Below are 16,635 nucleotides of genomic sequence, written 5' to 3' on the forward strand. Positions count from 1 at the left end.
CAAATATAGAAATTAATATTTGGTTTTTTAAAGTAATCCCTTGATTAAAACCCATAATCGGGGGATTATAATTTTGTAAAATTTACAAACATACTTAATAAAAAGAGCGCGACTCTTCCCCTTATTTACTTAGAGTAAAGACTTTAATTTTATTAAATTACTCTTATATATCTCTAAGAAACTATAATGGTGATAAAGGATATACAATATTATGAGTACTACATTCTTTCTTCCACCTGTAAATATTATTGGTAAAAACGCCTTACAAGACGCTATTTCCCACATTCAGGGACATGGTCTCAAGCATGGCCTTATCGTTACAGATTCATTTCTAAGCAAAAACGGAGTAGTCAAAAAAATTGCTGATATGCTTGATCAGCAAGGAATTAAAACAAATGTTTTTGATGGCACCCATCCCAATCCAACCGTAAAAAATGTTAATGACGGATTAAAAATACTCAAAGAAAATAATTGTGATTTCGTTATTTCCCTTGGGGGTGGTTCTCCGCATGATTGTGCCAAAGGGATTGCCCTGCTTGCCACCAATGGTGGTGAAATCAAAAATTATGAGGGAATTGACAAATCCAACAAACCTCAACTTCCATTAATCGCAATCAACACAACGGCTGGAACAGCCAGTGAAATAACCCGTTTTTGCATTATCACGGATGAAACACGCCATGTTAAAATGGCTATCATTACACCTCATGTAACACCTATTTTGTCTGTCAATGATCCCGCTTTAATGGCGGGCATGCCTCCCGGACTGACTGCTGCGACAGGTATGGATGCTCTGACTCATGCAGTTGAGGCCTATGTTTCCACTGCCGCCACACCCATCACAGATGCATGTGCCTTGAAGGCCGTAACCCTAATCGAAGAAAATCTGCGCAATGCAGTTAAAAATGGCCAGGACATGCAAGCCCGTGAAAATATGGCCTATGCAGAACTGCTCGCAGGAATGGCATTCAATAACGCATCCTTGGGATATGTCCACGCAATGGCACATCAGCTTGGCGGTTTTTATGGTTTGCCACATGGGGTTTGTAATGCAGTACTGTTGCCTCATGTTCAGGAATACAACCTCCCCAAATGTGCCACTCGTTTAAAAGATATTGCAAAGGCAATGAATATTGATGTCAGTAGCATGAATGATGAGGAAGGCGCCAAAGCCTGTATCGCGGCTATCCGCAGCCTCTCAAAAGATATTAACATTCCTGCCAATCTGACAGAACTCAAGGTTCAGGAAAAAGATATTCCCACCTTGACTGCCAATGCGCTTAAGGATGCTTGCGCCTTGACCAATCCCCGTCAGGGAAATGCTGAAGAAGTTGCGGCAATCTTTAAATCAGCAATGTAATTAATAAATTCATAACTTAAAAAAACAGGATATGGATAACCATATCCTGTTTTTTTATCATCTATCTAATGTAAATTACTGAAAGATATTTAAAAGTCTATACGACTTTTGAATCCGAGAAAGGCTGCATTAGGAATATTTTTTTGTGCATTTGGATGAATCTCGTATTGAAAATCAGGTTGAAACATAACTCCATCATAAATATGAATTAAATAAGTAAGCTCTACCGTTGTTTCTGCTGATTGTATTCCAGATGCTCCTGAAACAATATCCCCGATGGGAAAACCTGACATTATGTTATATCGTTGCGCCTTGCGTGCTTCCCGACTCATAATTTGATGAACAAATAGAACACCTATTCCATCCATAGGCCGTGATTGCCAAAATCCGGTATTGATAATGGCCGCCAGAAATTGATTTTGTCTTTGAAATGTTTTTGGATTACTGTGAACAAAACCAAGATATCCTATCAACCCGTCCAAATCACCCGGTCCATTTCGCTGAATCATCTGATCCAGTAAAACCCATTCCTCATCCCGTCCCCGTTTCCATTTCTGTTCTATTCCATTAGCCGAAGTGATATGCCCCCCGTAAATGGAACGGCCCCAAACAGGATAAGGTGACGTATCATAGGCAAATCCAATTTTATAATGTCCCGTTAATTCATGCTTTCCCCATTTTGGTTGATAGATCATTTCTATAGGAAATTCCCCACCGGCATCTTCACCTGTTCTAACCACAGCGGCCCAGCCTGCCCGATGGCCGGCCCTATTGCTATAAGCCGCCCGACTTACCTGATACATGCCTACACGTATAAAATATTGAGGAGTGGCCTGAAACAGAATATTAATTCCCCATTCTGAATCCGGCCATGCTGAAAAACCTGCCGCCTGTCCACTTAAGGGTTTTGGATTACCGCAAATTCCATTATTCATGAAATAACACTGAATGGGGCTGGTTGCAAAGCTTGCCCCGACATCCATCCTTCCAAAGGACATGATCATGCGATCTTCCAAAAGATGTTTATCCAGATACAGATTTACTAGTTTTGCAACAACATTCCCACCAGCACCATATAATTCCTGCACCTGTGTTATATTTTCCCCAAGCCCTGCACTCAGATTGCTTCCATAACGACCAATGACTGTCATATGTCCAACCAGACCATTCGTGATCCAGTTATCCCCAATCAATACTTCCCAATCAATATCTATATTTGCATCTACTGCACCTGTATTGGTTGATTTCTTTTGATGATATCCTGAAATATTTCCTGCAAATTCATTTTGGTTGTCAAAATTGATATTAATGCCCCGGTTATACAACCATGAATGCAATCCCCACCAATTTCCAAGCAAATGTTCCGGTTGGGGCAAATAGGGATTTGTTCTCTCTTTCTGCATTCTTTGGATATCAATACGGTTACTTTCTGCACGACTGACAGCTGTTCTCCATCCACCACTACTACCAGCCGGAATCATGTGCCAATCCGTTAACTCATCATCATATTTTCGATTTTTTTCCAAAGAATCTGTTTGTGAATTTTGAGCATGAACAATTAAATTATTATTTTCTAATTGTATAACAATAACAATTAAAGAAAAACATAATAATTTAAATATTTTTGATAATAAAATATCTTTATTACATATTTCTTTCATGTTTTCCCATAATTTATTTATTTTTTTATTACATTTAACAATAAATAAATATTATTTATCAATATAAAATACTTGATATGTATTTTAATTTTAAATCAATGTATTTTATTTACAGCTAGTTTAATATTAATTCTTGTTTTTTTCACATTTTATATTTAGAATTTAATAATAAATATTTTAAATTTATGAATTCTAACGATAAATTTTCACTATAAGTCAAATATCATAACTAAATATGTCAAACAGAATATGTCTTTTTGCCTCTTATAATTCAACGGATGAACTTCTTCCCGACACAAAACATTTTTTAAGGCAACTTTATTTATGCGGATGGAAAACACATTTAGCCCTTTCCGGGAAAGAAAAAATTTCAGAGGATATACACGATTTTTGCCAAAAACATTCAATAACACCCCATTCTCGTCCTAATCAGGGACTGGATTTTGGAGCATGGCAAGATTTAATAATAAAAAAAGTCACCGATCATGCTGATTATATCCTACTAACTAATGACAGCATTTTTGGCCCCATATATCCCCTGCAGCCTGTTTTTAAAAAAATGTTTACCAAAAACTTGGATATATGGGGGATGGTTGATAGTTTTGAAATGAACTGGCATTTCCAATCATGGTTTCTGTGTTTTAACCATACCACATTTTTTAATCCAGCAATTCAAGACTTGTTTATGCAACCATTCAAACAAATGGACAGACAGGCCATTATCCAGCAAGCTGAATTAAAGCTGGGACGCATTCTGCAATCAATTCCGGAAATTAAATGCAAGGCAGCCTGGTCACCAACAAAAACAAGACTTTTTAGAAATAAAAAAAACGTCAATCCCATGCACCTGGATTGGTATACTATCCTGCATTCTGATAACGTCCCTTTTATTAAAAAAGAACTCATCCGTGATAATCACTTTGGAATTTTCTGGCTAAACTATTACCGTACACTTCTGAAAAACAATCAATTTTTCAAATTAAACTATATTGACACCTATTTAAACAACCATACTAACCGACCGATGATCCCCCATACCGTATGGTGGAAACGGCTGAAATATCTTGCCATAACTTATGATACAAAACTTGCCTGGACATATTTCATAAAACAGGGTGTTTCTTGTTCTCCGCCACTTTAACACTGTTATAGATTTCAAATAATTCATCAGCCTGTTGTTCATAAGTCATAATATGATCCTTATATGGATTAAGATAGGCATCCAAAAAGGATGGTTGTTCCAGAAATCCTTCAATAACCTTTTTTAATTCTTCCGAACCATCATATAATGAAATATAGGTACCATTTATACCGTCCATAACATCCTCTGACTGGCCACCAGGATGGGTACACACAACCCAAACATCTCGTAGCAAAGCTTCCCTGACTGTCAGCCCATAGCTTTCTTTCCATTGGGAAGGAAAAAGCAATATATCTATTTCATTAAAGAAATCATCTTTTGAATTTTCATCATAGGGTGGAATAATGATAACCTTATCCTGCCCCTTCCAGGAATCTATATCAAATGATGAATATCCAAGATTGTTTTTGCTATCTACAATCGTCAATTTCCAGTTTTCATGTTTTAATGATGTAAATACGTCAAAAATGAGATTATAGCCTTTTATTATCTCATTTCCGGCAACGAAACCAAACTTCAAGACAGAACCCGCCATACGCTTTTTACGCAATTTTCTTGGACGGGAAACTCCGTTACGATTTACTATAATTTTATCGGGATCAACATCATTCACTATATAAAGCTGACGATGTGTTTCACTTGGACTTAATAACAACGAGGCTCCTTCGAGTGATTTTTTCATCATTTTCATTCGTTCTCTTAAATAGAAAACCTGGGGTTCACATGCCTGACAAATATTCAGGTCTATTTTTTCCTGAAAACAATATTTATGATTATTTTTGACCATAAATGTACGGTCACAAAGCCACCACGTGTCATGAAGAGTAATAATATAAGGAATATCTTTCAGTTGACATGAAGCAATCAAATGCAGTCCAAGATTTTGAATTGCATGAAAATGTACAATATCTGGTTGAACAGCCTGTAAAACCATTTCAAATGGATCCACAATTTCTGTATTATTGAATTCTTCAGATGGATATGATTGCGGTGAAATCCCTACTGAATAGACCAAGGATCCATTATCACAATAACGCCTTAATCCTTTATGTTGTGAAAAAGGTCGGGAGGTAAAAATTGCTATTTCAGTATTCTCTTTTTTTTGTATCCGACGGGACATTTCCTCTGCAACCATGGTGGCACCACCGTAAGAATATGGTGCATAATAAAGATTAACCACCAAAATCTTTAATTTATCCCTGACTTGTTTATTCGGTATTCCAAAAATAGGTTCAACCTGTTTTTTTAAAATTGTATCGGGAGAATAATCCTTTAAGACATCATAATAAGCCTGTCGTCCTAAACGTTGACGTAACTGGGAGTTCCCTGCCAGTAAACATATTTTTTCCTTCCATTCAGATGTCGAATTAGCAATAAAGCCATTTTCACCATCCCGAATTATTTCTTTGAAATTTTTTCGGGGAGAACAAACAGAGACAATACCTAAAATGGATGCCTCTAAAAATTTAATATTGCTTTTGGCATCATTAAAGGCAATATCTTCCAACGGTGCTATAGCTATATCAGCATGCGCCAATAATTTCATGTATTGATCATAGGACCGAAAAGAAAAATAACAGACCTGATTTTTGAAATCCCCAAATTGATTTGGTAATTCAAGTTCCCCTATTATCCACAATCTTAATTTTTTTTCATGAATAAGTGCCGAAATAATTCCATCGGCCGCAATCAGAAAATCAGCATTATGAGTTTTAGTCCCTGATCCATAAAGAACAATTATTTCATCTTTTTTCTTAAGATCACCATCTATTTCCAATTTACGTGGATAAAGGTCTGAAGCAATTCGTAAAGTATTTTGATCCAAGGCATTTTCTATAACCTTAACTTCATGAACTCCAACCTGTCGTATATTTTGTGCCAAAGCGGATGTAGAAGCAATTGCATAATCACAAGCCAATAACGCTTTACGGAATAATCCTGATCCAAAAAGTAATAAATCCAACTCCTCTTTGGGTAAATACTTCATAAACCCGCATTGTAAATATAATTTTTTGTCAAATATTAAATCATCAACTTCCCACCAGGTTTTTAAACCCAATCGTTTAGCCTCAGAAATCTGATCCAAAACATTTTGAAAAGCAGGAACCCTATAAAAAATCACTTCTTTACAAATTTGTAAGACTGATAAAACCTCACTTTGATTTCTCCAGTCAACAATTCTGCATTGCCATCCCAGTTTTTCAAAATATTCCTTTTTTTGCTGTACGCGATATTTATAGCATTGTGGTAACGTGACTTCCGCTACAATTAAAATTAGATGTGATTGATTAAACTGTTGGTTCTCAAAAAATTTGTAATGAAAAATAAAATTATTTTTTTCATTTATTATAAATTGTCTACAATTAATTTTTTTAAAAATTTTTTCAAATATATTTACACAACGATCAATTCCAAAATAAACGATCTTTATAAACTTTTTTACTGGAATAATATTTTCTAGCCGATCTATGACTTTCCTATAATATTCTATACGAGCATGTAAATTTGAAATACGATTTTTATAATGCTGTAATTGAGCAATTTGTAAATTCAATATCCTGAAGGTTAAATGATATTCATCAATAAGCCGGTTTTTTTTTTTAATTTCAGCCTTTAGATATTCAATATCATTTTCTTTTTTATACATAAATTACAACTGGCTAGTGAAAATAATGATCATTATAACAGAAAAGCTTACTATTTATAAAATAGCAAGCTTTTCGAAAAAACCAAATATAGATCTAGTCTTTTATTTTTTTACTGGATCATTGATATAAGTAAACTGTGTCCCTTTAAGATCCTTAACCGAAACACCTTGCAGAATCAATTGATGGTTACCAAGGTCAAGAACAGCATTTCCTTTATCATCCTGATGCGCATTCTGAAGAATACGATCAACATCACTTCTATTAAATCCGTAGTTGAGGAATTCAACCATATTATTTTTGGATTTGGAGAAGTCAGTAATTAATGTCTTACCACCCTGATCCGTATCTTTAGTAAAGATAAACAAGTTATTACCTTCACCACCGGTCAATGTATTTGAGCCAACACCACCAACCAAAGTATCATTACCAGCACCACCAACACCGAGTAGCTGTGTTGTAGCACCCTTGGTTGAATCAGAGTAAATCAAGAGATTCGAAGAAGATGTCGAACCATCCAATGTCTGGTTTCCACCACCACCAGCGACAAGTAGAACTGGATTGTTTGGATCATTAACATCTTTTGCTGTCAGGTGGAAGTTTAATCCATCCGCACCAAATATTTGAGTTTGTGTAGTTATATTCTGCCCACCAGTTAGGGTAACATTCGTATTGCCTGTACCATTGAAGAACTTGAAACTACCATTGATATTGAATGTATTGTTAACACCATGAATTACATCAAAATTATCCGTAGAAGCTGTAATCGTGTTATTTTGACCACCCAAAAATTCGTTGCGGTTATGATTGTTATTATGGCCATCATTAGAAGCGGCATTAAATGTAACATTGCCCGCGTTACCACCAATAACGGTACTGCCACCCCCAACAGTGATAACGTTATTGCTACTTACATCATTGATAAGACTGTTGTCACCAATATTGATCAATGAATGACCGCCACGAATGGTAATTGAGTTAAAACCACCATTAGGCGCGGTAATTGTATCCTGTCCGTCCGAAGTAACCTGGTTATTACCTGTTCCCAAGGTTATCTTATTCTTGCCGGCACCCGCATTTATGACATTATTTCCTGAACCGGAGGCAATGGTATCATCTCCGTCACCGGTTGCTATTTGCCATCTACCCCCCTCTTGATCGTTACCGATAAAATTGATTGGATGATCCTTGGAGCCGCCAGCAAATTGCCCACTTTCCTTGCCCGCCTTATAAGTGACTTGAGCATCAATCCCCGCCAATACACGAACGTACTGATTGGCGCTCATTGCCGAATTTACCGTTACAGGTTCATTTAGGAAACTGAAGTTACTTGCATCAAATTTATCATTGGCATCAAGTTTCTGTCCGTCCTTGATTAGCGTACCAACGGTAATGAAATTAACGCCATCCTTAACGTTATAAACACCTCCGTTCCTGATAACGCCGTCAAATAAAAGATTTGATCGTGATGCTAATGGAGAAATATCATCCCCATTATAAAAATTAGCAACATCAATATCTCTGTCAGTTTTATAATAATGACTTACAATATCATCTCTAATTTGATTAGCCAGTGCTAAGGCCTGAGAACCATCTACAGTCACAGCTATAGAAGAATCTGAACCACCTGGAACCGTTATAATTGCCATCTCTACTTTACTCTAAAATATCCAAATTATTATAATTTATCAAAATTAATTCTACTTTGTTAAAAAAGTAAAATATTACTTAAAAATTGTCAAATTTATTTTTTACTTGCAACATTGTATGTTGTAACAAAACACTAATGTTAAATCAAACTTAAAAACAAATCGTTTATTCAATTTTATGATAGGATTATGACCTTAAAATCATACTTTGTATACTTCATATATACAATATTATTATAACATAATTCATATAGTTAATCAATTCCAGGCTTATATATCATGATAAAAAATCAACCTTTACAAGAAAAAGAGACGAGTTCTTTAAAAGATCTCTTAAAAAACGATAATGAGAATCTGTTTTTTCATACTCCTTTTCTAAAAAATGAAATTCATCACCATTATTCTGTTCTCGTATGGTTGATAACAAACCTAAAACCAAAAAAAATTGCAATATTTGATAATGATATTAAAAGAATCCTTCATAAAAATATATGCGAAATTATTGATAGTTTTGAACTATCCAGTCAATGTTTCAGTGAAAAACAAAAGAAAGAAAGCCCCTATTCATATCCGAACACCTTGCTACCCATCAAACCTGATATTTCCGATTACGATTGTATTTTCATCAACAGTCTGAACCAATCCCTTAAAAAAGCACCCATTATAAATTCGCTGTATGAAAAACTTCCTGAAAATACCACGATTGTTATAGATAATATCTTTAGCGATCATTCAATTGCCAAGGAAAACTCCTCGATCATTACAGCATGGCAGACGCAATATCCCCATTTTGATTTTTATCATTATTCTGGACTGACCATTCTCTACACTGGTACAGCGGTTCCTGTTTCGTTAAAAAATCTCTTTGACCTCAGTAACTCTCCTATTCTGGCACAACGATTCCAAAAAAAATGTGCTTTTTTTGACCAATATTGGTCGATGTATAACTCATTGGATAAAAAAAACGAAGCATCAACGCCATCTCTATTTCTGGAATCAAAAATTGAACAAAATTTATTGGGCAGAAAACTTCAATATTCTGAAAAGGAAATTGCAAATCAAACCCAAAAAATCAGGGAAAAAAACAAGATATTAAAAGATTTAACCAATCAGGTTGCCAAAAATGGATGTAATAAAAAATTAATATCTATTAAAAATTTATATCCAAAAAGTATATCTGAAATAATCTATGGACAATTAAAAAGAAAAACTCCTGTATTCGTCAAAAAATATATCAAAAACAAAATAAAAATGGATATAGATGCTCCTAATTTTATAAATATAATTAAAAGAAAATTTTATAAGGAAAATAACATTATCGGAAATTCCTTTTCAGGTTCTAACTCTTTACATTCAATGGATAGCCTGAATTACTTTGCCAGGCCTGATTACAATTCCTATAATCCCATAAGAAAAATTCTTTTTGTTGCTGGAGAACCCGATACACCGGGTGTAATTTATCGTTGTTATCGTAATGCCAAAGCTTGCATTATGGCCGGCCATGAAGCTAAGGTTTCAAACGCGGCTGATGTTAGCGTTAACGATATACAATGGGCTGATATCATCATTTTATGGCGTGTTGAGTTTAGCGGTCACATTGATGGAATTCTGAAACTAAGCAAGGAATATAATAAATTAACCGCCTTTGATGTCGACGATATTGTCTTTAAACCCCATTTTGCCCATATTGAGATCATAGATGGTATACGTACCATTGGTACAACCGAGGCAAAAACGGCCCATACATTTCACAACATGCGTCAAACCCTCATGCGTTCAGACTTTGCGATTGCAACTACAAAAGAAATGCGTGAACATATGGCGCAGGAACTTATTCCTAGACATGCCGGCCCATTAGTATATACCCTACCCAATATTTTTGATGATGAATGCGTAAAATTATCACGATTTGCCGCCCGTATTGTTCAAGCAACAAAAAATGATGATTACATCCGGATTGGCTATGCAAGCGGCACCCGAACACATCAGCGTGATTTTGCCCTTGTCATACCTGCACTCATTTCAATTTTTCAACAACGTTCCAATGTACGCCTTGTTTTATTCAGGGAACCCGTAAACCACCGTCCCATTTTGCATATGAATGAATTTCCGGAACTGAAAAATTATGAAAATTTCATCGAGTGGCGCGATACCGTACCTTTAGAAAAACTTCCCCAAGAGTTGGCAAGATTTGATATCTCAATTGCCCCATTGGAAATTGACAATGTTTTCTGCAATGCAAAAAGTGAACTTAAATATTTTGAAGCTGCATTGGCAAATGTCTGTTCAATCGTTTCACCAACCCAACCCTTGAAACGATGCATTCAACACGGTGTTACTGGATATCTGGCATCTACCGCGAAAGAATGGGAAGAATATTTACTATCGCTTATTGACAATAAAACACTTAGAAAAGAAATGGCGCAAAATGCATATCATGCCGTTTTATGGAATTTCAGTTTGCAACGTCAATCCAAACTTTGCGATACAATGCTTTTAAGTTTGATTAATGAAAAAGGCGCAGCACAGGCAGCGGAAACTATTATTTCACGCAAAAACTATAACCTTCGCAATTTGCCCGTCATTCCACACAGCAACATTCTTTTTGAACATGATAACTTGCGGGAATCTGAGGTAACGGTTGTCATTACTTCCTATAACTATCAGCAATATATACTGGAGGCACTGGAGTCCGTTTTTATTCAGACATTAAAGGATATTGATTTGATTATTGTTGATGATGGTTCGTCTGACGAATCAATCACCCTAATTCTTGAATGGTCAAAAAATCACAAGCATCGATTCAATCGATTGCAAATCCATCAATCAGTAAATAATGTCGGTTTGGGAGGCGCACGAAACATTGGTATTGCAGCCAGTGAAACACTGTATTCCATGCAATTGGATGCAGATAACCGTTTAATGCCTGACACATGCGAAAAATTATTGCAGGCCATACAGAATACGAATATTGGTTATGCCTATCCAGAAATACAGCATTTTGGCGCAGGAGAGGCCATTGGAGGACACGTTCCCTTTAATCCCCTACGCCTCACCGTTGGAAACTATATTGACGCAATGGTTCTTCTTGCCAAATGGGCCTGGGCTGCAGCTGGTGGATTTTATGTAAAACGGGATGCAATGGGGTGGGAGGATTTTGATATGTGGTGCTCCCTTGCTGAAATGGGTATCAGCGGAAAACAGATAACCAATACTATTGCTGAATATAGGGCACATTTTGCATCAATGACCAATGTACTCACTGAACAAAATACCCACAAACCCAAGGTTGTTTCTCATCTTGAAAATAGACATCCTTGGCTTGACCTGGTTTATCCCGAAATTTCACCCTGGAATCAAAAACAATAATTTCTTAAACTCATTTAATATTATTAATAAATATTTAGCAAATACATTAAATTACTTATAATATTTTAATATAAAATCACTAAAATAAAATATTACATTTTAGTGATTTTAAAACAACAAATAAAAAAAATAAAATTATTGAATAGATAAGATTTTTATTTACGCTAATATTGTTTTTAATAAATAACTATTAAGGAGCGTAATAATGGATTATCAAAATAATAATATAAATAAAAAAAGAATATGCTGGGGAAGTATTATTGCTGGTATTTTTACAGTTATGGCAGTATTTTTTCTTCTTTTTATTTTGGGAAGCAGCCTGGGTGTTTCAATGCTGTCCCCTAAATCCGATGATATTATTAATGGTGCAGGAACAACAGTTTTAATCTGGACTGTGGTTTCAATTATCCTCAGCCTTGCATGTGGCGCTTTTGTGACTGGACGCTTGGCTGGCGTAAATGGCCTCATTCATGGGTTTCTTGTTTGGGCCACCTCGCTTATTTTATCCATTATTATTGGATGCATGATTTTAAGTTCCATCCTTACCATGATCGGGGGAACAATCGGAACAGTGACCTCATCTACAGGTTCCCTATTAAGCGGCATTGGTTCTGCATCCCAAAATGGTATTTCAGGAATTTTTGATCTTAGCAAAAACACTCTGAAAAATTTTGATTTCAAATCAAATGCGAATAATCAACAACTTAATCAAAATGTGATAGAGGCTTTGAAAAAAAGTGATATTCCAGCTTTACATCCAGACTATCTATCCTCACAATTTAAGGAAGTTAAAAAAGAAGCCAAAAATGCTATCAAGGAAATTAGCATCAACCCAAATAATTCCGACAAGATTCTTTCTGATTTAATAAGCCACCTCAAAACCCGTACCGAAAACATCTATCAGTCCATTGATCGTAATGATGTAGAAAAAGCTATTGCCAATAATACTAATTTAACCCCTAAAGAGGCAGAACGTTCGGTTGACAATATTATTGCCATGCATAACCAGGCAGTACAAGAAGCAAACAATAAATTGAATGATTTGCAAAACAATCTTCAGGAAGCAAAAGAACAATTAAACACATGGAAAGAACAGGCTAAAGAAAAAGCGGATATGACTGTCAAAGCCATCGCACGTCTTTCATTCTGGTCTTTTATCGCCTTGCTAGTTGGTGCATTGGTTAGTACCGCTTGTGGATTATTGGGGCAAAGAACCGTTTGCAGAAAACTAGAAAATCAAACTGCTGATAATGAGCATCATAATTATAATCACTAAATAACAATATCGCTTATCTTAAAAAATAACCAAAAAACTAGTATTTCCAAAAATACTAGTTTTTTTACTTTTTAAACCTTTTGAACAAAATCAATCGAAAGGAACATTTTCAAGTTCTCTTAACCATATATTCGCATTTCCATCTGAAGGGGCACGCCAATCTCCCCGTGGAGAAAGACTTCCTCCTGCGAGAATCTTGGGACCATTTGGCATGGCTGATCGTTTGAATTGGCTAAAAGCAAAAAACCGTTTAATGAATATTTCCAGCCAATGCCTAATTTCACATAAATTATAATCGATTTTTTTTGTATCAGGATAACCTGCAGGCCAGCTCCCCTTGCATGAATTTGACCATATATGATAGGCCAAAAAAGCAATTTTTGAAGGTTTTAGACCATATCTTAGAAAATAATATAAATTAAAATCTTGCAATGCGTATGGTCCAATTATCGATTCAGTACTTTGAATGGATTTTGCATCTTTTGCAGGAATGAGTTCTGGCGAGATTTCAGTATTCAAGATTTCCTGCAAAACCCTGCCAGTTTCCTCTGAAAAAAATCTGGATTGAACAACCCATCGTATCAAATGTTGAATTAATGTTTTGGGTAACCCAGCATTGACATGATAATGGGACATTTGATCCCCTACGCCATAAGTACACCATCCCAGCGCCAGTTCTGATAGATCCCCGGTCCCAACAACAATACCATTATGCAGATTGGCCAGACGAAACAGATAATCTGTTCTTAATCCCGCCTGGACATTTTCAAAGGTGATATCGTATACAGGCTTATTTTCTGCATAAGGATGTCCTATATCTTTTAACATTTGTCTGGCTGTATCAGAAATATCCAAGCATTCCCAATGAATACCAAGGCTTTTCATCAATGATTCGGCATTATTTTTCGTCTCTTTGCCTGTTCCGAATGCCGGCATTGTATACCCATAAATAGACTGTCGATCCATTTCGAGATCGTCAGCAGCCTGTACAGCAACCAGCAAAGCCTGTGTCGAATCAAGTCCTCCAGAAACACCAATGATCATTCGCTGGGCTTTGCTGGCTTGAATGCGTTGTTTCAATGCTGAAACCTGAATCATGTAGGCTTCATAACAGTCCTGTTCCAACCGATGGACTTCCGAAGGGACAAAGGGAAAACGTTCCAAGGGACGTTGAAGCCCTATGGTGTCATTTGAAGGTTGCAATTTGAATGCAATCAAACGATAAGGTGAGTGTTTTGCATAGTACTGATGAAATGTTCCGCGTTGCAACCGTTCCTGACGTATCAAATCAAGATCAATATCTGCATATAGAAAATTATCGCCTTTTGGAAAACGTTCTGTTTGCGCCAGAAGTTCACCATTTTCAAAAATTGACAATTGTCCGTCCCAGGCAAGATCGGTTGTAGATTCACCATTTCCTGCAGCAGTATATAGATAAGCGCAAATTCCACGTGAGGATTGCGTTTGACACAACAAAGAACGCTGATCCGCTTTACCTACAGTTATGTTACTTGCCGAAAGATTGGCAATCACGGTGGCACCAGCCATACAGGCATAACTACTTGGGGGAATTGGTACCCACAAATCTTCGCAAATCTCCGTCCCTATAAGCAAATCGGGATAATCCTCTGCTTTAAAAAGCAGATCAACACCAAAAGGAACGTTCTGTTTGTTAAAAACTATGGACTCATTGACAATCAATTGCCCATCAACAAATTGTCTGGCCTCATAAAATTCCCGGTAACCAGGTAAATAGGATTTGGGAACAATTCCCAGAATCTTACCTTTATGAATAACAACCGCACAATTATACAAAGCACCCTTAAAAACAACAGGAGCTCCAAATATGAGAACAGGCATAAGGGATTGGCTTGCATCACATATCAGTTCAATAGTTTCCTTAACAGCATTTGACAGGCTGTCCTGTAACCTGAGATCCTCAATTGAATATCCCGTCAGAGACAATTCAGGAAAAACACAAAGTGCAACGCATTCCCGATGGGCCTTTAAAGCCAGTTGAATTATTTTCTCGCTGTTCGAATAAGGATCTGCCAAACAGACTGTAAAATTGCATAATCCCACCCGGGCAAGGTTATGTTCATACAACGAGTAAAAATTTTTCAAGAAGAATCTCACATACTAAATATAATTTAAGGATCTAGAAATATATTCTACGATTATGTCTTTCTTCAACCAACCGCCAAATCAATATAGCAAATAAAAAGAGGGAATATAATCCGTTTACCATTGTCAAAGAAACTGGCAGCCAAGAAAAAGGATAAGAGGCGACATCACAGGGTTTGCCTGGACGATCCGGCATAGCGCCAAGCCGATCGGCAAGATTGTCCGTTGCGACAAGATTGGCGCTACACTCAGGTAACGGACTTGCCCACCATCCCTGTTCCACCCCAATATGTAAACAGGAAATGCCAATACTCATTAACAAAACCATAAATCCAACCCATAAAATCAAGGTCAAATATCGTGTTGGAATAAAAATACCCAAAATACCCAAAATAATCAGAAAACGATATGGCCATCTTTCCAATAAACACAAAGCACAAGGAACCATATGCAAAACATGCTGTAAAAACCACGCTGCACCAATAGCAAATGCGCCTGCCAATATAAAGAAAATTGCGGTAATCGTTTTCATATAATATTTATTATAATTGGTCACGACTGATACCTAGACTGGTTTACACATGAATGATGAATGGTTAAATATGAAATAGACTTTATAAAAAAGCGAGTTTACCATATTTTTTTTAATGTTGCGATTGCAAAGACTTCTCTAACGAATTTTCAATTGATTCTGAAGATTGCTCAACAGGGTGCTGTATATTTTTTTCATCTTTTTTTTGAACCTTTTGGGAATCATTCATTGAATTACCCGCACAACCAACAACACTTATATTATATAGAGGATGCTCAAAAACAGCTATTCCAGGTTCAGATAAAAACATCCATGAGGCAAAATGAATAGATGTTAATTTTGTGTCTGTTACTTGAAGAAATGCGGCACTATCAAAAGGTGTTGAGGGAGGACGTATTACACAATTAAGAGCCTCGATTGTCAGGGTCTGGTATCGCACTGATTGTCCAACCGGTATATTTAAAATTTCAGTATGGGCTTCAAGTTTATTCAAAATTCGAACAACAGCTTCGGATTGTCTTATCCACTGTTCAGCAACATTGGGATTTTGTTTTGCTGATTTACTGGTTTCAGCCAAACTGTTTGAAATATTACCTATTCCCAGTATGACAACAGCTAAACAGCAAAAATATTTTTTCATTTTACCGGACTCCGTAATTGATCAACCATATCTTTTAGAAAATCCCGCATGAATTCCTCATCCACTCCAATCAGCAATGCGTCCTCAAATACATCCTGCATATATTGTGTTAACTCGGTTTTGTTTTCTTCCAGAATTTTTAATTTTTCTTTGCAGGTTACAGGTTTTCCATCAGATTGAGGCCAGTTTAATGAAGATGTTTGAACTTCTGCTTTCATCTTAACCAACCCTTAAATTC

11 protein-coding genes are annotated in these 16,635 nt (G+C 36.2%); 4 read left to right on the plus strand and 7 right to left on the minus strand.

Annotated elements, in window-relative coordinates:
- Positions 1-211: 211 nt before the first annotated feature.
- Complete coding sequence (yiaY, locus tag H3T44_RS03295) at positions 212-1,360, plus strand: L-threonine dehydrogenase (protein ID WP_232347488.1); 1,149 nt, start codon at positions 212-214, stop codon at positions 1,358-1,360.
- Between the two features lie 89 nt (positions 1,361-1,449).
- Here yiaY and H3T44_RS03300 read toward each other — a convergent pair whose 3' ends face one another.
- Positions 1,450-3,021 carry a carbohydrate porin gene (locus tag H3T44_RS03300; RefSeq protein ID WP_199276109.1) on the minus strand — a complete coding sequence of 524 codons (1,572 nt, stop codon included), beginning with the start codon at positions 3,019-3,021 and terminating at the stop codon, positions 1,450-1,452.
- Between the two features lie 235 nt (positions 3,022-3,256).
- Here H3T44_RS03300 and H3T44_RS03305 point away from each other — a divergent pair, with 235 nt between their 5' ends.
- Positions 3,257-4,162, plus strand: a complete 906-nt coding sequence (locus H3T44_RS03305; RefSeq protein WP_198196000.1) for a rhamnan synthesis F family protein — start codon at positions 3,257-3,259, stop codon at positions 4,160-4,162.
- Here the strand turns inward: H3T44_RS03305 and H3T44_RS03310 are convergent.
- Complete coding sequence (locus tag H3T44_RS03310; protein ID WP_198196002.1) at positions 4,125-6,809, minus strand: glycosyltransferase; 2,685 nt, start codon at positions 6,807-6,809, stop codon at positions 4,125-4,127. The genes H3T44_RS03305 and H3T44_RS03310 overlap by 38 nt on opposite strands.
- Positions 6,810-6,911: 102 nt before the next feature.
- Positions 6,912-8,456: a hypothetical protein gene (locus H3T44_RS03315; RefSeq protein ID WP_198196003.1), complete on the minus strand. Its 1,545-nt coding sequence runs from the start codon at positions 8,454-8,456 to the stop codon at positions 6,912-6,914.
- 279 nt (positions 8,457-8,735) lie between these two features.
- Here H3T44_RS03315 and H3T44_RS03320 point away from each other — a divergent pair, with 279 nt between their 5' ends.
- Both H3T44_RS03320 and H3T44_RS03325 read left to right on the plus strand, forming a co-directional pair.
- Positions 8,736-11,825 (plus strand): glycosyltransferase, encoded by a 3,090-nt coding sequence (locus H3T44_RS03320; protein ID WP_198196004.1) that lies wholly within the window; start codon positions 8,736-8,738, stop codon positions 11,823-11,825.
- Between the two features lie 205 nt (positions 11,826-12,030).
- Complete coding sequence (locus H3T44_RS03325; protein ID WP_155567245.1) at positions 12,031-13,101, plus strand: TIGR04086 family membrane protein; 1,071 nt, start codon at positions 12,031-12,033, stop codon at positions 13,099-13,101.
- A gap of 90 nt (positions 13,102-13,191) precedes the next feature.
- Here the strand turns inward: H3T44_RS03325 and H3T44_RS03330 are convergent, their stop codons facing one another.
- The 4 genes from H3T44_RS03330 to H3T44_RS03345 all read right to left on the minus strand — a co-directional run bounded on the left by H3T44_RS03330 (position 13,192) and on the right by H3T44_RS03345 (position 16,615).
- Positions 13,192-15,225, minus strand: a complete 2,034-nt coding sequence (locus H3T44_RS03330; RefSeq protein ID WP_198196005.1) for an NAD(+) synthase — start codon at positions 15,223-15,225, stop codon at positions 13,192-13,194.
- Positions 15,226-15,259: 34 nt separating this feature from the next.
- Entirely contained in the window at positions 15,260-15,781 is a 522-nt protein-coding gene (locus tag H3T44_RS03335) for a disulfide bond formation protein B (RefSeq protein ID WP_347400691.1), read from the minus strand.
- 88 nt (positions 15,782-15,869) lie between these two features.
- Positions 15,870-16,397, minus strand: a complete 528-nt coding sequence (locus tag H3T44_RS03340) for a DUF2155 domain-containing protein (RefSeq protein ID WP_155565850.1) — start codon at positions 16,395-16,397, stop codon at positions 15,870-15,872.
- The gene (locus H3T44_RS03345; RefSeq protein WP_155565851.1) at positions 16,394-16,615 is read right to left on the minus strand and encodes a hypothetical protein; all 222 of its coding nucleotides are present in this window, start codon (positions 16,613-16,615) and stop codon (positions 16,394-16,396) included. Before H3T44_RS03345 ends, H3T44_RS03340 begins: the two co-directional genes overlap by 4 nt.
- Positions 16,616-16,635: the final 20 nt, after the last annotated feature.

This window comes from Commensalibacter sp. M0355 (assembly GCF_016101365.1).
GTDB lineage: Bacteria > Pseudomonadota > Alphaproteobacteria > Acetobacterales > Acetobacteraceae > Commensalibacter > Commensalibacter melissae.